The sequence below is a fragment of the Belnapia mucosa genome, from assembly GCF_016775475.1.
Classification (GTDB): domain Bacteria; phylum Pseudomonadota; class Alphaproteobacteria; order Acetobacterales; family Acetobacteraceae; genus Belnapia; species Belnapia mucosa.
The window spans coordinates 207558-226509 of the sequence record NZ_JAEUXJ010000005.1 but is presented as its reverse complement, the minus strand read 5'-3'; the positions used below and the strand labels follow the sequence as shown (position 1 = coordinate 226509).

Sequence of the window (18952 nt, the reverse complement as noted above, 5' to 3'; positions counted from 1 at the left end):
CTAGAGTTGCAGCGCATCCCGGGCGGCGACCGGGCGCTGCCCGGACGAGGCCAGCCGGCGTTCCAGCCGACGGGAGAGCGTGGTGAGGATGGAGCAGAGCAGGAAGTAGACGAGCAGCACGAAGCTGTAGATCTCGAAGGCCGGGTTGATGCCGAGCATCACCGTGCTGCGTTCGATGACGAGGCCGCCGGCCTTGAGGAATTCCGTGACGCCCACCAGCGCGCCGAGCGAGGTGGACTGGATGATGAGCGCGAGCAGCCCCGTATAGGCCGGCAGCACCGCCCGCAGCGCCTGCGGCCAGAGCACCAGCAGATAGATCTGCCAGAGCCGGAGGCCGAGCGCCGTCGCTGCCTCCGCCTGGCCCGAGGCGACGGAGGCGATGCCGCCGCGCACGATCTCCGCCGCATTGGCCCCGCCCCAGAGCGAGAGGCCGAGGGCGACGGCCGGGAAGGGTTCCAGCGGCATCCCGAGGAAGGGCGCGCCGAAGAAGATGGCGAAGATGGTGACGATCAGCGGGATGTCGCGGAAGGTCTCGACATAGAGCGCGACCAGCGCCCGCAGCCAGCGCGGCTTCAGGCTGCCGAGCGTGCCGAAGAACACGCCGATCAGGGTCGCGGCGGCGAGCGTCACTGCGGCCAGCAGCAGCGTCGATTTGAGGCCGATGAAGAAGAGCGGCAGGTTTTCGAGGATGAGGCTCATCGGCGGAAGGGCGCCTGCAACCGGTGTTCGAGCAGCCGCACCCCGGCCGAGAGGCTCAGCACGACCGCCAGGTAGCCGACCAGCAGCACCGCCAGCATCTCGAAGGCGCGGAAATCGGAAGCGATGCGGTCGAAGGCGACGCCGGAGAATTCCTGCACCCCGATCGCCGAGAGATAGGCGCTGTTCTTGATGAGCGAGACCCCGGTGTTCAGCATCGCCGGCAGGCCGATCCGCACCGCGAGCGGCAGGCCGACCAGCAGCAGGTATTGCGCCCGGCCGAGGCCGAGCGCCCGCGCTGCCTCACGCAGACCGGGCGAGACGGCCAGCAGCCCGCCGCGGATATTCTCCACCTGGAAGGCCCCGGCCCAGAGCACCAGCGCCAGCACGCCGGACCAGAAGAGCGAGAGCGTCACGCCGATCACCGGCAGGCCGAAGAAGACGAAGAAAAGCTGCACCAGCAGCGGCGTGTTGCGGATGAACTCGACATAGAAGGCGACGGCCTGCGACAGCACCGGCACCCGCAGCACGCGGAGGCTGGCGCCGAGCAGGCCGAGTGCCAGCGAGAGCAGGATCGCGATCCCGCTCGCCTCGACCGTCAGCAGCAGCCCTGCGCGGAGCGCCGGAAGCTGCTGCAGGAGATAGCCGAGGTCGAATTCCATCGGTCAGCGCGCGGCCGGACGCGGGTCGTTGAAGGCCGAGGCGTAGAAGGGCCGGGTCTCCGCCGGGACCCATTTCTCCAGCCAGCCGGCATAGAGGTTCTCGGCCTTCATCCGGGCCAGCGCCGCGTTCACCCAGGCCAGCCACTCGGCCTCGTTCTTACGGATTCCGACGGCGGCGTCGGAGACGGCGAAAGGCTCGCCCACCAGTCGCAGCGAGGGGTCGCGCGCCGCGATCACGACCAGCGTCGCCGCATCATGCGCATAGGCCTCGCCACGGCCCTGCAGCAGCGCGGTCAGCGCATCCGCCGCGGTGTTGAGGCGGAGGCTGTTCAGCCCCGGCATATTGGCGTCGAACCAGGCCGCCTGGGTCGTGCCGCGCAGCATGATGACGGTGCGGCTGCGGACATCGTCCAGCGCGCGGATCGGGCTGTCCTTCCGCACCAGCAGGTCGGACCCGCCCCAGCGATAGGGTTCCGAGAAATCCACCACCCGCGCCCGTTCCGGCGTGACGCCGAGGGTTGCGATCAGCAGGTCGACCCGCTTGGCCTGGAGCTGCGGGATGCGGTTCTCGGCGGTGACGCAGCTCAGCTCGATCTTGTCGGCGCTGCCGAAGGCCCAGGCGGCCATCTGGCGGGCCATCTCCACCTCGACCCCGGCATAGCCGCCATCCGGGCCGCGGAAGCCATAGGGCGGCTGGTCGCAGCGCACCCCGGCGCGCAGCACGCCGGCGGCGCGGATCGCCTCCGGCAGGGGTTGCGCCGCGGCGGGCAGGGCCACCGTCACCGCAAGGGCGAGGAGGCATCGGCGAAGCAGGGTCATCGGCATTCTCCTTCAGGACCGGGGGCGCGGCCGGCCGAGCCGCTCGGCCGCGACCTCCGCCGGGTTCGCGGCAAAATCGCGGAGATGGTAGGCCGCGCTCATCACCGGCACGATCACCGGATTGGCCGCCGGCGGCAGCGGCAGGGCCGGGAAGGGGATGTCGGCGAAGAATGCCCGGCGGTTGGTCCGCCCGAGCACGAGCTGCGTCGCATGCCAGCCGAGGAAGGTCATCAGCGCCACGCCATTGCCGTTGCAGCCGACCGCATGCATCACGCCCTCATGCTCGGCGATATGGGGCAGGCGATCGGCCGTCATGCCGACGAAGCCGCCCCAGGCATGGGTGATGCGATAGTCGGCCAGTTCCGGCCAGATGCGCAGCATGCGGTCGCGCAGGCGCAGCGCCAGGGTTTCCGGTTCTGCCTGCAAGGCGCGCGGCCGGCAGCCAAACAGGATGCGGGTGCCATCCGGCGAGGGCCGCGTATAGGTCAGCTCCTTGCGGCTGTCGGTGACCATGCGGCGATGCGGGATGAGTTGGTCCATCAGCGCGCGCGGCAGCGGCTCGGTGGCGATCTGGTAGCTCATCACCGGGATGATGCGGCGGTGCAGCCAGGGGCTGGCGGCATCGGTATAGCCATTGGTGGCGAACAGCACATGCCCGGCCAGCACCGTGCCGCGGCTGGTGCGGACCTCGTGCCGGCCATCGCCGCGGCGCGTGGTGCCGAGCACGCGGGCATGGCTGTGCAGCGCCGCACCCGCCGCGCGTGCCGCCCCGCGCAGCGCCTGGTTCAGCTTGGCCGGATGGACGCCGCCATAATCCTCGACGACGAAGCCGCCATGGAAATAGTCGCTGCCGACCTCCGCCCGCTGCTCCGCACGCGAGAGGATGCGGATGGTGACGCCGGTCTTCGCCCGCAGCGTCTCGGCATTGCGATGGAGCGTCGCCAGATGCGCCGGGGTGAAGGCGCCGAAGAAGCGGCCGGTGAGCTGGAGGTCGGCATCCAACCCCTCGCGCCGCACCAGGTCCTTCAGGAATTCGAAGGTGGCCTTGCTGTCCTCCAGCGCCGCCTGGGTCTTCTCGGCGGGCAGGCCGCGCAGCGCCTCGGTCAGCACCAGCTTCTGGCCGGAGCTGACCATGCCGCCGGAGCGGGAGGAGGCGCCGCCGCCGAGCGGCCCGCCATCCAGCACCGCCACCGCCACGCCGGCCCGCGCCGCCTCCAGCGCCGCCGAGAGCCCGGCGAAGCCGCTGCCGACGATCAGGAATTCCACCTCGGCCGGGAGCGGCTCGGCCTCCGTCGTCTCGGGCGGGGCGGCGTCCCACCAATAGGGATCGGCGCGGAAATCGGGGTGGAAGGGGTTCATGCCTCGATGATCTCCAGCGGCGGCACGGGGGGCGGGGCGGGGTCGCGCGTGCCGGCGGCGGTGCCGATCATGGCGACACGCTCGCCCGGCCGCAGCAGCCCGGCCTCCCGCAGCGACGCCATGGCCGCATGGGCGGCGGCGGCGCAGAGTTCGAGGAAGATGCCCTGCCGGGCCAGCGCCGCCTGGGCCGCCGTCGCCGCCTCATCCGGCACGGCGATGGCGGTGCCGCCGCTCTCGCGCACCGCCCGCAGCGCCTGGTCGGTCGCGGTATTCCCGGCGGTGGAGGCCTGGGCGGTGCGGCCGGGGAAGTCGTCGCTGATCCGCGCCCGGCCCGTCAGCACGGCGGAGAGGCGCGGGAAGGGCTCCACCACCACCAGCCGCGGCCCGGCATGCGGCCAGAGACCGGCCTCCCGCAGCCCCTCGAAGCCGAGACGGAGGCCCGAGATCAGGTCGCCGCGGGCGGTCGGCACCAGCAGCGCGTCCCAGCCGCCCTCCGGCGCCTCGGCCGCCAGTTCCAGGGCGAGGCTGCGGAAGCCCTCCACGCCCCAGGGGCTGCTGCCGGCGGCGGGCAGGGCGTAATTGGTCGCCGGATACCAACCCTCGCGCGCCAGCCGGGCGAGAAGCCGCCAGCGGGCGGGGCTGTCGGCGGTGCCCGATACCTCGGCGCCATGCGCCAGCAGGGCTCGCCGCACCGCCTCCGGCACGGCCCGGGTGACAATGACGCGGCAGGGCAGCCCGGCCCGCGCCGCATAGGCCGCCAGCGAGATCCCGGCATTGCCGGAGGAGGCGCAGGCGATGCCCGCCGCGCCGGTTTCGACCGCGCGGGCCACCACCAGCGGCGACATCCGGTCCTTGTGGCTGCCGGTCGGGTTCAGCCATTCCGCCTTCACCGCATAGGCGCCGACGCCATGCGGCGGGGGCAGGGCGATCAGCGGCGTGCCGCCCTCACCGAGTCCGGCCCAGCGGCAATAGGGCAGCCAGTCCGCGGCGCCGGCCATGCGGCTGCCGGCGGGGGGCAGCGCGCGCGGCAGGTCCGCATAGACCGCGGCCAGGCTGGTCGGTCGGCCGGCAGCGCGGGCCTCGGGGCAGCCTTCCGGATAGTCGCCCACCGGCAGCACCACGCCGCCCGCCAGCGACCGGAAGCCGATCAGCCTCGGGTTCCGCAGCGGCGAGGGGGCGGGAGCTTGCACCATCCCCGTATTGACGGCTGCGGCAACCGATGCCGTCAAATGCCTCCCCGAGCGATATCGATGCCTGGGAGGCATGGGGCATGGAGCTGAAGCAGATCGAGGTCTTCCGCGCCATCGCGCGGCATGGCGGCTTTTCCCGCGCTGCCCGGGCGCTCGGCATCGGCCAGCCCTCGCTGACGCGCAGCATCGCCCGGCTGGAAGCCTCGCTCGGCTTCGCCCTGTTCCTGCGCGGCCAGGGCGCGGCGCGGCTGACGCCCGAGGGCGCCGCCTTCCTGCGGGAGGTGGACCGCGCCTTCATCGGCCTCGACCGGCTGCGCATCGCCGCCGAGGATATCCGCAATTTCGGCAGCGGCCGGCTGCGCGTCGCCTGCCTCACCGCGCTGTCGAGCGGGCTGCTCCCGCGCACCCTGCGGCGCTTCCTGCGGGAATTCCCCGAGGCCACCGTCTCGCTCCAGGTCCGGCCCTCCAGCACGATCTATGAATGGGTGGCGACGCAGCGCTGCGACATCGGCATCGCCGCGCCGCGCACGGGCTTCGCAGCGGTGGAGGAGGAGGTGCTGCTCGCCCTGCCGGGCGTGCTGGTGGTGCCGCGTGGCCATCGGCTGGCGCGGCTGCGGCGCCCGGCCGGCCCGGCCGACCTGGCGGGGGAGGATTTTCTGGCCTCGGCGCTGGAGGATGGCGCGCGGCACGCCACCGATGATGCCTTCGGGGCAGCCGGGCTGGTGCCGCGGATGCGGCTGGAGACGCAATATGGCGCGACGCTCTGCGCCATGGTCGCGGCCGGGCTGGGCGTCGCGGTGGTCAATCCGGTGGTGGCCGAGGACCATGCGGTGCTGCCGTTGGTGACGAAGCCCTTCGCGCCGGAGGTGCTGTTCACCTCCCGCCTGCTGCGGCCGCGCGGCAGCATGCGCGACCGCTTGGCGGAAGCCTTCGCCACCCTGCTGCGCGAGGAGGCGCGGGAGACAGCCGGGCGGCTATGCCCCGGCCGCCACCCGCGATGAATGGCCCTGACGTTGGGAGAAGGCTACGCGGTCAGCTGCCAGTGAAGGCGGGCTTGCGCTTCTCCATGAAGGCGCGGCGTCCCTCGCGGTAGTCGTTGCTGTCGAAGCAGGCGGCCATCGCGGCCTGGAGCTTCGCCATGTCGCGGTCCGAGCGGTCGGCGCAGGCCGCCTTGACCGTCATCTTGTTGGTCCGGAGCGAGAGCGGGGCGTTGGAGGCCAGCGTCGCGGTCAGCTTGGCGACCGTGGCATCGAGCTGATCGACCGGCACCACCCGGTTGACCAGGCCGATCCGCTCCGCCTCGCTTGCGTCGAAGCGCTCGCCGGTCATCAGGATCATATGGGCATGGGCAGGGCCGACCAGGTCCACCAGCGCGCGGACCATGTCGAAGCCATAGGCGATGGAGAGCTTCGCCGCCGGGATCGCGAACTGGCTGTCCTCGGAGGCGATGCGGATATCGGTGGACATGGCGATGCCCAGGCCACCGCCCATGCAGAAGCCGCGGATCTGCGCGATCACCGGCTTCTCATAGGTCGAGAGCTTGCGGCGGCCGGCGGAGGTGAGCTTGTCGTACTCCTTCTGCGCATCGGCGTTGTTGCGCACCTTCTCGAACTGCGAGATGTCGGCGCCGCTGACGAAGGCCTTGTCGCCGGCGCCTTGCAGGACGACGCAGCGCACGGAGGCATCCTCGGCGAAGAGGTCCAGCGCCTCGCTCAGGCCGGTCCACATATCGACCGACATGGCGTTGCGCTTTTCCGGCTGGTTGAACACCACCCGGCCGACACCGCCCTCGCTGCTGGCGAGGATCTTCCCTGCGGCGAATTCCATCTGGCTCATCCGAGCGCCCCCTTGGCCTTCAAATCGGCGATCTCCTCGGGCGAGAGCCCGGCTTCCGCCAGCACCTCCGCCCCGTGCTCGCCCAACTCCGGCACGTCGCGAGTGACGCCGGTTTCCATGCCTTCGATGTTCAGTGGATTGGCGACGATGTTGATGTCGCCGCGCCGGCGGTGATGCATCGGCATCGCCATCTCCAGGTGCTGCACCTGCGGGTCGGCGAAGACCTCGGCGATGTCGTTCACCGGGCCGCAGGGGATGCCGGCTTCCTCCAGCCGCTCGATCCACCACTCGCTGGACTGCGTCTGCGTCACCGCGGCGATGGTGGCATTGACCCGGGCGCGGTCCTGGCTGCGGCCCCCCGCGGTCTGCCATTCGGGGACGGCGAGCCATTCCTCATGCCCCGCCGCCTTGCAGAAATTGGTCCAGAGCTTGGGCGAGGAGGCGGCGATGTTGATCGGCTTGTCGCTGGTCGGGAAGACGCCCATCGGGATGTTGACGGGGTGGTCATTGCCCGCCTGGCCGGCGACCTCGCCATCCATCAGGTAGCGGCTGGCCTGGAAGTCCAGCATGAAGACCTGGGCTTCCAGCAGCGAGGTATGGACATAGCCGCCGCGCCCGGTCCGCTCCCGGTCGAACAGCTTCAGCATCACGCCGAAGGCCAGCAGGTTGCCCGCGGTCAGGTCGTTGATCGGGATGCCGACGCGCATCGGGCCGCGGCCCTTCTCGCCGGTGATGCTCATCAGCCCGCCCATGCCCTGGGCGATCTGGTCAACGCCGCCGCGCTTGGAATAGGGCCCGGTCTGGCCGAAGCCGGAGATGGAGGCATAGACGAGGCGCGGGTTGAGCGGCGCCAGATCCTCATAGGCAATCTTCAGCCGGTGCTTCACCTGCATCCGCATATTCTCGACCACCACATCGGCGGTGGCGGCGAGCTTGAGGAAGGCGGCATGCCCGGCCGGGTTCTTCAGGTCGAGTGCTACGCCCCGCTTGTTGCGGTGCAGGTTCACGCTGTCGAAGCCGTCGCGCGGCCCGCCCAGCCCGTCGGTGCTGGTCGGCGGCTCGATGCGGATGACATCGGCGCCCCAGTCGGCCAGGTGCCGCACGCAGGTCGGGCCGGCGCGGGCCAGGGTGAGGTCCAGCACGCGGATGCCGGCGAGCGGCAGCCTTGTCTCGGCCATCAGCTTCGGGTCGATCGGGCTTTCCGGCATCTGCTCCTCCCTGGACGGAAGGCGAGACTAGGCCGGGTTGGGCGGCAGGGCCAGGGAGGGGCCGAAGGGGTCGCCCATGGGGTCTGTTGTGGGCCGCGCCAGCCGGGCCTGGCCTTCCGGGCACATCTCCCGCAGCACGCAGCGGCCGCAGGCGGGGCCGCGGAAGAAGCAGCAGCGCTGGCCGTGGCGCATCATCATCTGGTGGTTGTCGTAGAATTGCTGTGCGTCCCACTCCGCCGGGAGCTGCGCCGCCAGCACCGCATGGGCCGGCCCGACCGGCAGCGAGGCCGGGATCAGACCGAGCCGCGCCGCCACCCGGTGGTGATGGCTGTCGACCGGCAGGGCCCGGCGGCGGAGGCTGCTGAAGGAGAGCACGGCCGCCGCCGTCTTCGGCCCCACCCCCGGCAGGGCCGCCAGCCAGGCGGCGGCCTCGGCATCCGTCATCCCCGCCAGATGCGAGAGGTCGAGGCCGCCGCGCTGCTCGGTCAGTGCCCGCAGCGTGCGTTGCAGGGCGGGCGCCTTGGCCTCAGGCCAGGTGACGCCGGCAATCGCGGCCTCGACCGCCGCGACCGGGGCGTCCCGCACCGCCTCCCAATCGGGGAAGGCCTGGCGCAGGCCCTGGAAGGCGCGGGCGCTGTCGCGGTTCTTGGTCCGGTGCGAGAGGAGGGAGGAGACCAGCTCCGAGAGCGGGTCGAGGGCGTGGAAGTAGTTCACCGGACAGCCATATTCGGCGCAGAGCAGCCGGTGCGCCTCGAGCGCCAGGGCGCGTTTCGTGGGATCGGGCAGCAGGGACCGGGCCATCGCACCTGAACGGCCGCGGCCCCCGCCGGATGCCTATTCCGGCTGGAAATTCGCCGCCCGCAGCAGCGCCGTGTTCCGGGCGAGATCCGCCGCGATATACGCTGCGAACTCTGCTGGGCTCTCTTGCACCGGCTCGAAGCCGAGCTCGGCCAGGCGCTGCACCACCGCCGGCTCCGCCAGCCCCTCGCGCAGCGCCGCATTCATCCGGGCGACGATCTCCCCCGGCAGGCCGCGCGGGCCCCAGACGCCATACCAGGAGAAGAATTCCAGGCCCGGCATCCCCGCCTCGGCCGCGGTCGGAATCTCCGGCGCAATCGGGCTGCGGGTGGCGCGGGTGATGGCCAGCGCCCGGGCCTGGCCGCCCCGCGCCAGCGGCAGGGCGGCGAGGATCGGGTCCAGCATCAGCTGCACATTGCCCGCCGCGATATCGGCCAGCGCCGGGGCGGAGCCGCGATAGGGCACCATCGGGATGTCGAGCCCGGCCAGCCGGTTGAACTCGATCGAGGCGAGATGGCCCGCGGCGCCGAGGGAGGAGAGGCCGAAGCTCCACCGCGCCGGCTCCCGCCGGGCGGCGGCGATGACGGCGGGGATATCGGCCTCCGCCCGGCCGGGATTGGTCAGCAGCAGCAGCGGTCCCTGGCCGGTCCGGGCGATGGGGGTGAAATCCGCCACCGGGTCATAGGGGACGGATTTCAGCACCCCCCGCGCCATCACATGGATGGAGGCGGTGAGCAGGATGGTATGCCCATCAGGCAGCGCCCCGGCCACCGCGACGCCGCCCACGGTGCCGCTGCCGCCCGCCCGGTTCTCCGGCACCACCGGCACGCCGAGCCGTTCCGAGAGCTTCTGCGCCGCCAGCCGCGACATCGCATCCGTGGCGCCGCCCGGCGTATAGGGGATGACGGCGCGGATCGGCCGGTTCGGCCAGGCGGGCTGCGCCAGGGCCGGGGCGGCGAGCAGGGGCGTCGTCAGCAGCGCGCGGCGTCGCATGGCGGGGAGGCGCTCCGTGTTGCGGCGCACACTATAGGGACAGGCTTCCGCCCCGCGCTATCACCGGTGGATGGAGCCCGTGGACCTCGCCCTCTGCCTCGCCATCGATGTCTCGGCCAGCGTCGATTACGACGAATTCGGCCTGATGATCGGCGGGCTGGCCGCCGCCTTCCGCGACCCCGGCATCGCCGTCGCCTGCGCCGGCGGGCCGCGCGGAGCGATCGCCGCCACGGCGCTGTTCTGGTCGGTCGGCAGCGACCTCGCGGTCGATTGGATGCGCCTGGACGGGCCGGGCGCCGCCGGGGCCTTCGCCGATGCGCTGGAGGCGGCGCCGCGCCTGCCGCAGCCGGGTGCCACGGCACTGGGCGAGGGGATGGTGGCCGGCCTCGCCCTGCTGGCCCGCTGCCCGGCCGAGGCCAACCGCCTCGCCCTCGATGTCTCGGGCGATGGGCGGAACAACCGGGGGCGGGAGCCGGGGCCGGTGCGTGATCTCGGCGTCGCGGCCGGGGTCACCATCAACGGCCTCGCGGTGCTGAACGAGGAGCCGGACCTGCTGGACCACTATGCGCGGGAGGTGATCGGCGGCCCGGGAAGCTTCGCCATGGATTGCCCGGACTATGCCGCCTTCGCCGCGGCGATGCGGGAAAAGCTGCGGCGGGAGATCGGCGGCCTTCTCCTCTCCCGCCGCAATGGGGTATCTCTCGCGGTGGTTTGAAGGTGCGATTTCATGTTGCTGCTGATCCCCGGCCCGGTGCAGACCCGTCCCGAGACCCGTGCCGCCATGGCCCAGGACATCGCCCCCTGGGACAATGACTTCCGTCCCACCTATGCTGCGATCCGCGAGCAGGTCCGCGCCATCGCCGGCGGGCAGGAGGGGGTGCATGCCACCCTGCCCCTGCAGGGCTGCGGCCACTTCATCATGGAGGCGGCCATCCGCACCTTCGTCCCGGCCGGGGGCAAGCTGCTGATCGCCCAGAACGGCTCCTATGCCGACCGCGCCCTGCGCCTGGCGACCGAGGCCGGGCGGCAGGTCGTCGCCCTGCCAGGGCCGGATACGCGCCCGGTGACCGCCGAGGAGATCAGCGCGGCGCTGGCCGCCGACCCTGCCATCTCGCATGTGGCAATCGTCCACCATGAGACGGGCAGCGGCATCGTCAACGACCCGGAGGTGATCGGCCCCGCGGTGCGCGCCGCCGGGCGCCGGCTGATCCTCGACAGCGTCTCCGCCTTCGGTGCCCTGCCGGTCGATCTCGCGGCGCATCCCGAGATCGATGCGGTGCTCTTCACCTCCGGCAAATGCCTGGAGGGGCTGCCGGGAATCGGCTTCGCGGTGGCGCGGATCGACAGCGTGACGGCGGCCGCCGGCAATGCCGGGTCCTGGTCCTTCGATCTCTCGGATGTCTACCAGCATGCGCTGCGTGCCGGCTGGGGCAGCTTCCGCTTCACCCCGGCGGTGCAGGCGCTCGCCGCCTTCCAGGTTGCGCTCGGGATCTATGCCGCCGAGGGTGGGCAGCCGGCGCGCCTCGCCCGCTACCGGGAGAATATGCGGGTGCTGCGCGACGGCGTGCAGGCGCTCGGCCTCACCCCTTATCTGGACGCACGGCACCAGGGGCCGGTGATCCTCACGGTCCACCAGCCGGCCGATCCGGCCTTCGCCTTGCAGCCCTTCGTCGATGCGCTGAAGGCGCGCGGCGTGCTGATCAGCAATTTCCACAACACCAAGGTGCCGACCTTCCGCATCGGCTGCATCGGCGCCATCACGCCGGATGACATGCGCGGCGCGGTCGCGGCCATCGGCGGCGCGCTGGACGCGCTTGGCGTCAGGCAGCGCGAAGCCGCCTGACGCCAAGGGTTTGAACCGCTGCCGCCATTCGAGACTGCGCCCTGCGGCGCAGTCTCGAGGATATTCTTAGAAGCGGTAGCGCACGCTGGCGCCGACCACCCAGGGGTCGAGATTGACGCGGGCGTGCAGCAGCCCGGAATTCACGCTCGCCTCCGGCCGCAGGATCAGCTTTTTCACGTCGATATTGGCGAGCCAATGCGGCGAGATCTCGTAGTCGATGCCGGCATTGAAGGCGAAGCCGGGCGCGGTATCGACGACGACCTTCTGCACCGGCGCGGTGCGGCGCCCGCCCTCGCCATAGAAGAAGCTCACATTGATGCCGGCGCCGACATAGGGGCTGAGCCGCGCCTGCGGGAAGGGATGCACCTGCAGGGTCAGGGTCGGCGGCAGCACCCAGACATGGCCGAGATCGAGATTGCCGAGCGCCGAGCCGCGCACGCTGACATCATGCTGCGTGCTGGCCGCGATCAGGTTCAGCGAGACCTGCGGCACCATGAAGTAGGAGATGTCGAGCTGCGGGCTGGCGCTGTTGCTGGCATGCGGACGGCCGCCGATCGCGTCCACATGGCCGCCATTGCTCGGCAGCACGCCGATCGCGCCGAAGCCCAGCACGATGTCGCCCGCCTGCTTGCCGCGCACGCCATCCTCGGCCTGCGCCACGCCCGTCATCGCCGCCAGCGCCACCGCAGCGGCCGCCAGCCCATGCCCGATCCTGGTCATCGCACTCGCACTCACATCCGTGTTCGGCGGTCCGTGCCGCCTGCGCGGACCCTAGGCCCGGCCGGGATGGTGCGCTTTGCGTACGATCAAGCTTTCTTGCGCTTTGCTTTTTCTCCGGTGCGATGCCCCGCCGCGGCCAGCGCCAGAAGCCGGTCCGGCAGCGCGGTGCGGATCTCCGGCCGCCGCTCCTTCTCCTTCTTCCAATGCTTCTTGTCCTTCCGCGTCATGCCGCAGCCGAGACACCAGCCGGTTTCCTCGTCGTATTTGCAGATATCGATGCAGGGGCTTGCCATGCCCCACCATATGGGCCCCTCAGGGCGGCTTGCACGGCCAACCGGGGGACGATAAGCGCGTGGCGTGAACCGGAAGGGTGAGGCGCCATGGCAACCGACCTCGAGATCGCGCGGGCCGCGACGCTGCAACCGATCGACGCCATCGCCGCGCGCGCTGGCATCCCGGAGGAGGCGCTGATTCCCTTTGGCCGGTTCAAGGCCAAGATCGACCAGCGCTACGCCCGCAGCCGGACCGAGGGCGCGGCCGGCCGGCTGATCCTCGTCACCGGCATCAGCCCGACCCCGGCCGGCGAGGGCAAGACCACCACCACCATCGGCCTCGGCGATGCGCTGAATGCGATCGGCCGGCGGACCATGATCTGCCTGCGCGAGCCCTCGCTCGGCCCCTGCTTCGGCGTGAAGGGCGGTGCCACGGGCGGCGGGAAGGCGCAGGTGGCGCCGATGGAGGAGATCAACCTCCATTTCACCGGCGACTTCCACGCCATCACCGCTGCCAACAACCTGCTGGCGGCGATGATCGACAACCATATCTATTGGGGCAACGCGCTCGGCCTCGACACCCGCCGCATCGCCTGGCGGCGGGCGATGGACATGAATGACCGGGCGCTGCGCTCGACCGTCGCCTCGCTGGGCGGCGTCGCCAATGGCTTCCCGCGCGAGGACGGGTTCGACATCACCGTCGCCTCCGAGGTGATGGCGATCTTCTGCCTGGCGCGCGACCTGGATGACCTGCAGGCGCGGCTCGGCCGCATCATCGTCGGCAGCACGCGGGACGGGCAACCGGTCACGGCGCGCGACCTGAAGGCGGATGGCGCGATGGCGGCGCTGCTGCGCGATGCCTTCGCGCCGAACCTGGTGCAGACGCTGGAAGGCTCCCCGGCGCTGGTGCATGGCGGGCCCTTCGCCAATATCGCGCATGGCTGCAACAGCGTCGCCGCCACGCGGCTCGGCCTCTCGCTCGCGGAGCTGGTGGTGACCGAGGCGGGGTTCGGCGCTGATCTGGGCGCCGAGAAATTCCTCGACATCAAATGCCCCTCCGCCGGCCTTGCACCCTCGGCCTGCGTCGTCGTCGCCACGGTGCGGGCGCTGAAGATGCATGGCGGCGTCGCCAAGGCCGATCTGGGGCGGGAGGATGTGGCGGCGCTGCGGCGCGGCGTGGTCAACCTCGCTCGCCATGTGGAGAATATGCAGGGCTTCGGCCTGCCAGTGGTTGTCGCGCTGAACGCTTTCACAACCGACACCCCGGCCGAGATCGCGGCGGTGCGGGAGGCGATGGCGGCGCTCGGCACCGAGACCGTGCATTGCACCCATTGGGCCGATGGCGCGGCCGGCGCGACGGCGCTGGCCGAGGCGGTGCTCCGCCGCATCGAGGCCGGCGAGGCGCGCTTCGTCCCGCTCTATGAGCCCGCGCTGCCCTTGGCCGAGAAGATCCGCCGCATCGCGCAGCGCATCTACCGGGCCTCCGATGTCCAGATCCCCGGCCCCGTCGCGGCCCGGCTGAAGCGCTTCGAGGAGCAGGGCTTCGGCCATGTCCCCGTCTGCATCGCCAAGACGCAATACAGCTTCAGCGCCGACCCCACCGCGCTCGGCGCGCCGGAGGGGCATGTGCTGCCGGTGCGCGAGGTGCGGCTTTCGGCCGGGGCGGGGTTCGTGGTCGCGATCTGCGGCGAGATCATGACCATGCCCGGCCTGCCGCGGCGGCCGGCGGCGGAGACCATTGGCCTGAATGTCGAGGGCGAAATCGAGGGCTTGTTCTGACGCCACACCGCCGATGCGTGAGCTTACGCAAGCGTGCATCCGGGGGCCTGGGTATACACGCAAGGGTGTCTCCGTCCGCGTCCCCCTCCGCCCGCGCTTCGGCTAGTGTCCGCCCCCGAACACAGAGCCACGTTTCTTGGGGGTTGCCGGCACAGCATGCATCAGGAAAAGGCGCCCGCGGCGGACGCCTTCGCAACCGCGATTGCTGACGAGATTCCCCGCCTGCGACGCTTTGCCCGCGTGCTGACGCGGAGCGGCGACGCGGCGGATGATCTGGTGCAGGAGACGCTGTTGCGGGCCATCGCCGCCCGCGACCAGTTTGAGGCTGGAACCAATCTGCGTGCCTGGCTGTTCACCATCCTCCGTCATGCGCGGGCGGCGGCGGCCCGGCGGGCGGCGCGCAGCCCGATCATGCCTTCGGATACCCTGCCCGAATCCCCCGTCTCCGGCGGGCAGGAGGAGCGGCAGGCGATGCGGGACGTGGCCAATGCCTTCCGTCGGCTGGCCCATATCCACCGCGAGGCGCTCTGGCTGGTCGTGGTGGAGGGGCTCGACTATGCCGAGGCGGCGCGCATCCTCAACGTGCCGCCCGGCACGCTGCGCTCCCGCCTCTCCCGCGCGCGGGAGGCGCTGCGCGAAAGCATCGGCGCCCCGCCCACACCCGGCGGGTCGGAGGACGAGGACTGAACCCCGTTCAGCCCTGCGCCCGGCCGTCCAGCACGCGGAGTAGCCGTTCCGGCACCGGCGCCTTCAGCACCCAGTCATGGGCGGCCGAGAGCGAGCGGCGCAGCAGCGCATCCAGGGCCGCATCGTCCAGCTGGGCGGAGGCAGGGGGGCGAGGAAGGGTGGTCGTCATCGCGGTCTGCATCGATGAACAAGAGTTCAAGGCACCGCTGGGTTCCGCCTGATGTGAGGTGTCGGCGGAGTGTGGCTTGGTGGACATCGGGCGGGGGTTCCGGCCCGGGATGCTCGGCCCGGTCGGGTTCAACCTATGGGTGTGGTTACCTTTTCGCAAGCACTGGATTGTGATCGGCGCATTGGCCGTTCGACTGTGGCGCGCGGGTGACATTGCGGCAGCCGAGCCGCCCCGCCAGATTGGCGCCATGCCCCCCGATCCCGTCGCGCTGCTCCAGGACGGCGCCGCCCGCCATGCCCGGGGCGACCTCGCCGGTGCCGAACGTCTCTATCGCCAGGTGCTGCGCCACAGCCCAGGCGAGCCGAATGCGCATAACCTGCTCGGCGTCCTGGCCCGGCAGCGGGGGGATGTGGCCGGGGCGCTGCGCCATACCGAACGGGCCCTGGCGGCGGGGCCGGAGGTGCCGGCCTTCCTCGCCAATCGCGGCGCCGCCCTGGCCGAGGCCGGGCGCCTGCCGGAGGCCGTGGCGGCGCTGCGGGCGGCGCTGGCCCGCCGGCCGGAGGATCCGGTGACGCTCCGCAATCTGGGCCAAGCGCTCTGCGCCCTCGGCGACCCCGGCGCCGCGCTGGCCCCGCTGGACGCGGCGGCCCGGCTGCAGCCGGCGGCGCCGGAGCCGCTGCTGGCCCTGGCCCATGCCCGGCGCGAATCGGGCGATGCGGAGGGCGCCGCCGCCGCGGCCGAAGCCGCGCTCGACCGGGCCGGCGGGGATGCGGCGCTGGCGGGGCAGGCACACTTCCTGTTGGCCGCGCTCGGCCATGGCCCGGCGCCGGACCGGGCGCCGGCCGCCTATGTGCGCGACCTCTTCGACCAATTCGCCCCCCGCTTCGAGGCGGAGCTGACCGGGCGCCTCGCCTATGCCACGCCCGCCCTGCTGGCGCGGCTGCTGGAGGAATCGGGCACGCCGCCCCGCCGGGCCCTCCGGGTGCTCGATCTCGGCTGCGGCACCGGGCTCTCGGGCGCGGCGCTGGCGCCCTTCGCCCGGCGGCTGGAAGGGCTCGACCTCTCGCCCCGGATGCTGGCGGAGGCACGCCGCCGGGGCCTCTATGACGCGTTGCACGAGGCCGACCTGCTGGACTGGCTGCCCGGCCGGCCGGCTGGCTTCGAGCTGATCGCCGCCGCCGATGTGCTGAACTATCTCGGCGATCTCGGGCCGGCGCTCCGCGCCATCGCCGGCGCCCTCGCCCCGGGCGGCCTCGCCCTCTTCTCGGTCGAGGCTGGGGAGGGGGCGCCCTTCGCCCTGGGCGAGGCGATGCGCTACCGCCACGACCCGGCGCATGTGGCGGCGCTGGCGGCCGAAGCCGGCCTCGCCCCGGTCGCCCGGCGCGAGGCGGCGCTGCGGACCGAGCGGGGCGTGCCCGTCGCCGGCGCCCTCTTCGTCCTCAGCCGGCCTCGATGATCCGGGCCTGAAGCATCAGGCGGCGCAGCTTCTCATTGTCGATGGCGCCACCCTCGACCGCGGCGATGGCCTTGGCTTCGGCGGCGCGGACGGCGTCGAGGGCGGCCAGCACCGCCTCGGCCCGCTCCAGCGGCACCACCACCACGCCATCCGCATCGCCCACCACGATATCGCCCGAGCGCACCGCCAGCCCGCCGCAGGTGATCGGCGCGCCGGTCACGCCCGGCCCATTGGCCGCTGGCGAGGTCGGCACCACGCCGCCGGCGAAAAGCGGCAGGCCGGTGGCGAGAATCCCGGCCTTGTCGCGCGCTGGGCCTTCGCTGACGAAGGCGGCGACGCCCTTGTTCTTCATCATGCCGGCGACCAGGTCGCCGATCACCGCGGCGCCCATATAGCCGTCATTGGCGACCACGATCGCATCGCCCGGCTCCGCCTCGCCCAGCGCGCCATAGACGCCGAGGATATCGGCCGGATAGGTGAAGGCGGTCAGCGCCGGGCCGACAAAGGCGGCATTGTCGGGATCGAGCGGCTTGATCCGCCAATGCATCGCGCCGCGCCCTTCCATGGCATCGACCAGATGCGAGGTCTGGGCACCGCGGAAGCGGTCCAGCAGCGCGGGCGAGGGACGCTTATGGCCACGATGGATGGTCAGCAGCGGCGGGTTGTCGAGCATGGCGGGCCTCCCTGGATGGTGGCCCGCAGCTTCGCCCCCGACGCCTATTCCGCATAGATCATCTTCCGTGTCATCCCGCCATCGGTAAGGAATTCGGCGCCGGTGACGAAGCCGCTTTCCGGCCCGAGCAGCCAGGCGGCGAGCGCCGCCACATCCTCCGGCCGCCCGACCCGGCCGGTGGGGTGCTGGGCATGGTCCTCGGGCCGCAGCGCCTCCCCCTGGGTGTCGATCCAGCCGGGGCTGATGCAGTTCACCCGCACCTCCGGCCCGAGGCTGATCGCCAGCGCATGGGTCAGCGCCAGCAGCCCGCCCTTGGAGGCGCTGTAGCTTTCGGTATCCGGCTCCGACTGATGCGCCCGGGTGGAGGCGATGGTGAGGATGGCGCCGCGTGCCGCGCGCAGCAGCGGTTCGGCGGCGCGGGCGAGCAGGAAGGCGCTGGTCAGGTTGGTGCCGAGCACGGCGTTCCATTCATCGAGGCTCAGCGCCGCGATCGGCTTGCGGATCATGAAGCCGGCGTTGCAGACCAGGGCATCGAGCCGGCCTTCCCGAGCGGCGATGCCCTCGACCAGCGAGCGCACCGCGGCTTCCTCGGCCACATCGGCCTGGACCAGGCGGCCGGGCAGCCCCTCGGCCGGCTCGCGGTCGGCGATCACCACCCGCCAGCCATCCCCGGCCAGCCGTGCCGCGATCGCCCGGCCGATGCCGCGCGCCCCGCCTGTCACCAATGCCACGCGCCCATCCATCGCCGGTCCTCCTGTCGTCATCCGCGCCCAAGAAATCAGCGGCCGGGGCGATGCATCAACAGGGCGGGATCGGGCCTCAGTCGATCCTGATCCCCTCGGCGGCGATCAGCGCCGCCAGCTTCACCCGCTGCTCCGCCAGGAAGGCGGCGAGCGCCGCCGGGCCTTCGCCGACCACCTCCAGGCCGAGCCCGGTCAGCCTCTCCTGCACCGCCGGATCCCGCAGCCCGGTATGCGCCGCCTCGGCCAGCCGGGCGATCACCGGCTCCGGCGTACCGGCGGGGACGAAGATCGCCTGCCATTCGGTCGGGGCGAAGCCCGGGAAACCCTGTTCCGCGACGGTCGGCACCGCCGGGAAGCCGGCCAGCCGGCGCGGGCCGGAGACGGCCAGCGGCCGCAGCCGGCCATCCTGCACCAGCCCGGCCGCGGCGGGGATGCTGACGAAGCTGAACAGCACCTCGCCCGTGAGCACGGCCTGCACCTGGGCCGGGCTGCCGCGATAGGGCACATGCACCGCCGCGACGCCCGCCTGGCGCAGCAGCGTCACCGCGGCGAAATGCGACCCCGTGCCGGTGCCGGAGGAGGCATAGGGCGCCGGCGGCCCGGCGCCGCGCAGCCGCGCCAGCAGCGCCTCCAGGCTGGCCGGTCCATCCGCCCGCACCACCAGCAGGCCGGGGCCGCGGGTGAGCTGCGTCACCGGCGCGAAGGCCGTGGCATAGTCGAAGGGTAGCCCATGCATCAGCGCCGGGTTGACCGCCTGGGTGGAGGCATCGGCCAGCAGGGTATGCCCATCCGGCGCCGCCTGGGCCACCGCCGCGGCGCCGATCGAGCCCGCCGCGCCGGCCCGGTTCTCGATCACCACTGGCTGGCCGAGCACCGCCTGCATCGGCCCGGCGAGCAGGCGCATCGGCGCATCCACGCTGCCCCCCGCTGGCCAAGCGACGACGACCCGGATCGGCCGCTGCGGCCAAGCCGGCTGCGCCAGCGCCGGGGTGGCGAGCAGGGAAGCCAAAAGGCCGCGGCGGGGGATCGGGGCAGGCATCGCGCATCCT

The 18952-nt window shown here is 72.1% G+C and carries 21 protein-coding genes; 6 read left to right on the top strand and 15 right to left on the bottom strand.

Annotated features, from left to right (window positions below; all coding sequences use genetic code 11):
* The 5 genes from JMJ55_RS14570 to JMJ55_RS14550 are packed head-to-tail and all read right to left on the bottom strand — an operon-like array spanning nt 1 to nt 4765.
* Nucleotides 1-699, bottom strand: a complete 699-nt coding sequence (locus JMJ55_RS14570) for an amino acid ABC transporter permease (RefSeq protein ID WP_202826287.1) — start codon at nt 697-699, stop codon at nt 1-3.
* Nucleotides 696-1358: an amino acid ABC transporter permease gene (locus JMJ55_RS14565; RefSeq protein WP_202826286.1), complete on the bottom strand. Its 663-nt coding sequence runs from the start codon at nt 1356-1358 to the stop codon at nt 696-698. Before JMJ55_RS14565 ends, JMJ55_RS14570 begins: the two co-directional genes overlap by 4 nt.
* Nucleotides 1359-1361: 3 nt before the next feature.
* Nucleotides 1362-2177, bottom strand: a complete 816-nt coding sequence (locus tag JMJ55_RS14560) for a transporter substrate-binding domain-containing protein (RefSeq protein WP_202826285.1) — start codon at nt 2175-2177, stop codon at nt 1362-1364.
* Nucleotides 2178-2189: 12 nt separating this feature from the next.
* Nucleotides 2190-3536 carry an NAD(P)/FAD-dependent oxidoreductase gene (locus JMJ55_RS14555; RefSeq protein WP_202826284.1) on the bottom strand — a complete coding sequence of 449 codons (1347 nt, stop codon included), beginning with the start codon at nt 3534-3536 and terminating at the stop codon, nt 2190-2192.
* Complete coding sequence (locus JMJ55_RS14550) at nt 3533-4765, bottom strand: threonine synthase (RefSeq protein ID WP_202826283.1); 1233 nt, start codon at nt 4763-4765, stop codon at nt 3533-3535. The genes JMJ55_RS14555 and JMJ55_RS14550 overlap by 4 nt, the downstream gene beginning before the upstream one ends.
* A 41-nt stretch (nt 4766-4806) precedes the next feature.
* Between JMJ55_RS14550 and JMJ55_RS14545 the strand changes: the two genes are divergently transcribed.
* A complete protein-coding gene (locus tag JMJ55_RS14545) occupies nt 4807-5727 on the top strand; it encodes a LysR substrate-binding domain-containing protein (RefSeq protein WP_202826282.1) in 921 nt (306 codons plus the stop codon).
* A gap of 31 nt (nt 5728-5758) precedes the next feature.
* Here the strand turns inward: JMJ55_RS14545 and JMJ55_RS14540 are convergent, their stop codons facing one another.
* Genes JMJ55_RS14540 through JMJ55_RS14525 form a run of 4 tightly spaced genes read right to left on the bottom strand, consistent with a single transcriptional unit; the run spans nt 5759 to nt 9561 of the window.
* Complete coding sequence (locus JMJ55_RS14540) at nt 5759-6562, bottom strand: enoyl-CoA hydratase (RefSeq protein ID WP_202826281.1); 804 nt, start codon at nt 6560-6562, stop codon at nt 5759-5761.
* Complete coding sequence (locus JMJ55_RS14535) at nt 6559-7770, bottom strand: CaiB/BaiF CoA transferase family protein (protein ID WP_236033712.1); 1212 nt, start codon at nt 7768-7770, stop codon at nt 6559-6561. Before JMJ55_RS14535 ends, JMJ55_RS14540 begins: the two co-directional genes overlap by 4 nt.
* A 27-nt stretch (nt 7771-7797) precedes the next feature.
* Nucleotides 7798-8571, bottom strand: a complete 774-nt coding sequence (locus JMJ55_RS14530) for an endonuclease III domain-containing protein (protein WP_202826280.1) — start codon at nt 8569-8571, stop codon at nt 7798-7800.
* A 33-nt stretch (nt 8572-8604) separates the two neighbouring features.
* Nucleotides 8605-9561, bottom strand: a complete 957-nt coding sequence (locus tag JMJ55_RS14525) for a Bug family tripartite tricarboxylate transporter substrate binding protein (protein ID WP_202826279.1) — start codon at nt 9559-9561, stop codon at nt 8605-8607.
* Between the two features lie 70 nt (nt 9562-9631).
* On the opposite strand from JMJ55_RS14525, the gene JMJ55_RS14520 reads away from it, so the two are divergent.
* Both JMJ55_RS14520 and JMJ55_RS14515 read left to right on the top strand, forming a co-directional pair.
* Nucleotides 9632-10276 (top strand): DUF1194 domain-containing protein, encoded by a 645-nt coding sequence (locus JMJ55_RS14520; protein WP_202826278.1) that lies wholly within the window; start codon nt 9632-9634, stop codon nt 10274-10276.
* A 12-nt stretch (nt 10277-10288) separates the two neighbouring features.
* The gene (locus JMJ55_RS14515; protein WP_202826277.1) at nt 10289-11404 is read left to right on the top strand and encodes a 2-aminoethylphosphonate--pyruvate transaminase; all 1116 of its coding nucleotides are present in this window, start codon (nt 10289-10291) and stop codon (nt 11402-11404) included.
* A 66-nt stretch (nt 11405-11470) separates the two neighbouring features.
* On the opposite strand, the gene JMJ55_RS14510 is transcribed toward JMJ55_RS14515, so the two are convergent.
* On the bottom strand, nt 11471-12124 hold the full coding sequence (locus tag JMJ55_RS14510) for an OmpW/AlkL family protein (protein WP_202826276.1): 654 nt from the start codon (nt 12122-12124) through the stop codon (nt 11471-11473).
* A gap of 86 nt (nt 12125-12210) precedes the next feature.
* A complete protein-coding gene (locus JMJ55_RS14505; RefSeq protein WP_202826275.1) occupies nt 12211-12417 on the bottom strand; it encodes a DUF1289 domain-containing protein in 207 nt (68 codons plus the stop codon).
* 87 nt (nt 12418-12504) lie between these two features.
* Between JMJ55_RS14505 and JMJ55_RS14500 the strand changes: the two genes are divergently transcribed.
* Both JMJ55_RS14500 and JMJ55_RS14495 read left to right on the top strand, forming a co-directional pair.
* A complete protein-coding gene (locus tag JMJ55_RS14500; RefSeq protein WP_202826274.1) occupies nt 12505-14175 on the top strand; it encodes a formate--tetrahydrofolate ligase in 1671 nt (556 codons plus the stop codon).
* 156 nt (nt 14176-14331) lie between these two features.
* Nucleotides 14332-14862 (top strand): RNA polymerase sigma factor, encoded by a 531-nt coding sequence (locus JMJ55_RS14495; protein ID WP_236033711.1) that lies wholly within the window; start codon nt 14332-14334, stop codon nt 14860-14862.
* A gap of 7 nt (nt 14863-14869) precedes the next feature.
* Here JMJ55_RS14495 and JMJ55_RS14490 read toward each other — a convergent pair whose 3' ends face one another.
* Nucleotides 14870-15031: a hypothetical protein gene (locus JMJ55_RS14490; RefSeq protein WP_202826273.1), complete on the bottom strand. Its 162-nt coding sequence runs from the start codon at nt 15029-15031 to the stop codon at nt 14870-14872.
* A 247-nt stretch (nt 15032-15278) separates the two neighbouring features.
* Here JMJ55_RS14490 and JMJ55_RS14485 point away from each other — a divergent pair, with 247 nt between their 5' ends.
* Complete coding sequence (locus JMJ55_RS14485) at nt 15279-16487, top strand: tetratricopeptide repeat protein (RefSeq protein ID WP_202826272.1); 1209 nt, start codon at nt 15279-15281, stop codon at nt 16485-16487.
* Here the strand turns inward: JMJ55_RS14485 and JMJ55_RS14480 are convergent.
* The 3 genes from JMJ55_RS14480 to JMJ55_RS14470 form a co-directional block, all read right to left on the bottom strand.
* Complete coding sequence (locus tag JMJ55_RS14480; protein WP_202826271.1) at nt 16471-17160, bottom strand: RraA family protein; 690 nt, start codon at nt 17158-17160, stop codon at nt 16471-16473. The genes JMJ55_RS14485 and JMJ55_RS14480 overlap by 17 nt on opposite strands.
* Nucleotides 17161-17204: 44 nt before the next feature.
* On the bottom strand, nt 17205-17903 hold the full coding sequence (locus tag JMJ55_RS14475) for an SDR family oxidoreductase (RefSeq protein WP_202826270.1): 699 nt from the start codon (nt 17901-17903) through the stop codon (nt 17205-17207).
* A 76-nt stretch (nt 17904-17979) separates the two neighbouring features.
* Nucleotides 17980-18942, bottom strand: coding sequence for a Bug family tripartite tricarboxylate transporter substrate binding protein (locus JMJ55_RS14470; protein ID WP_202826269.1), 963 nt, complete (start codon nt 18940-18942; stop codon nt 17980-17982).
* Between the last annotated feature and the right edge of the window lie 10 nt (nt 18943-18952).

What these genes read in the sequence shown, in the direction of transcription:
- JMJ55_RS14570 (WP_202826287.1), bottom strand. Translation starts at nt 699, where the DNA reads ATGAGCCTCATCCTCGAAAACCTGCCGCTCTTCTTCATCGGCCTCAAA.
- JMJ55_RS14565 (WP_202826286.1), bottom strand. Translation starts at nt 1,358, where the DNA reads ATGGAATTCGACCTCGGCTATCTCCTGCAGCAGCTTCCGGCGCTCCGC.
- JMJ55_RS14560 (WP_202826285.1), bottom strand. Translation starts at nt 2,177, where the DNA reads ATGACCCTGCTTCGCCGATGCCTCCTCGCCCTTGCGGTGACGGTGGCC.
- JMJ55_RS14555 (WP_202826284.1), bottom strand. Translation starts at nt 3,536, where the DNA reads ATGAACCCCTTCCACCCCGATTTCCGCGCCGATCCCTATTGGTGGGAC.
- JMJ55_RS14545 (WP_202826282.1), top strand. Translation starts at nt 4,807, where the DNA reads ATGGAGCTGAAGCAGATCGAGGTCTTCCGCGCCATCGCGCGGCATGGC.
- JMJ55_RS14540 (WP_202826281.1), bottom strand. Translation starts at nt 6,562, where the DNA reads ATGAGCCAGATGGAATTCGCCGCAGGGAAGATCCTCGCCAGCAGCGAG.
- JMJ55_RS14535 (WP_236033712.1), bottom strand. Translation starts at nt 7,770, where the DNA reads ATGCCGGAAAGCCCGATCGACCCGAAGCTGATGGCCGAGACAAGGCTG.
- JMJ55_RS14530 (WP_202826280.1), bottom strand. Translation starts at nt 8,571, where the DNA reads ATGGCCCGGTCCCTGCTGCCCGATCCCACGAAACGCGCCCTGGCGCTC.
- JMJ55_RS14525 (WP_202826279.1), bottom strand. Translation starts at nt 9,561, where the DNA reads ATGCGACGCCGCGCGCTGCTGACGACGCCCCTGCTCGCCGCCCCGGCC.
- JMJ55_RS14520 (WP_202826278.1), top strand. Translation starts at nt 9,632, where the DNA reads ATGGAGCCCGTGGACCTCGCCCTCTGCCTCGCCATCGATGTCTCGGCC.
- JMJ55_RS14515 (WP_202826277.1), top strand. Translation starts at nt 10,289, where the DNA reads ATGTTGCTGCTGATCCCCGGCCCGGTGCAGACCCGTCCCGAGACCCGT.
- JMJ55_RS14510 (WP_202826276.1), bottom strand. Translation starts at nt 12,124, where the DNA reads ATGACCAGGATCGGGCATGGGCTGGCGGCCGCTGCGGTGGCGCTGGCG.
- JMJ55_RS14505 (WP_202826275.1), bottom strand. Translation starts at nt 12,417, where the DNA reads ATGGCAAGCCCCTGCATCGATATCTGCAAATACGACGAGGAAACCGGC.
- JMJ55_RS14500 (WP_202826274.1), top strand. Translation starts at nt 12,505, where the DNA reads ATGGCAACCGACCTCGAGATCGCGCGGGCCGCGACGCTGCAACCGATC.
- JMJ55_RS14495 (WP_236033711.1), top strand. Translation starts at nt 14,332, where the DNA reads ATGCATCAGGAAAAGGCGCCCGCGGCGGACGCCTTCGCAACCGCGATT.
- JMJ55_RS14490 (WP_202826273.1), bottom strand. Translation starts at nt 15,031, where the DNA reads ATGACGACCACCCTTCCTCGCCCCCCTGCCTCCGCCCAGCTGGACGAT.
- JMJ55_RS14485 (WP_202826272.1), top strand. Translation starts at nt 15,279, where the DNA reads ATGCCCCCCGATCCCGTCGCGCTGCTCCAGGACGGCGCCGCCCGCCAT.
- JMJ55_RS14480 (WP_202826271.1), bottom strand. Translation starts at nt 17,160, where the DNA reads ATGCTCGACAACCCGCCGCTGCTGACCATCCATCGTGGCCATAAGCGT.
- JMJ55_RS14475 (WP_202826270.1), bottom strand. Translation starts at nt 17,903, where the DNA reads ATGGATGGGCGCGTGGCATTGGTGACAGGCGGGGCGCGCGGCATCGGC.
- JMJ55_RS14470 (WP_202826269.1), bottom strand. Translation starts at nt 18,942, where the DNA reads ATGCCTGCCCCGATCCCCCGCCGCGGCCTTTTGGCTTCCCTGCTCGCC.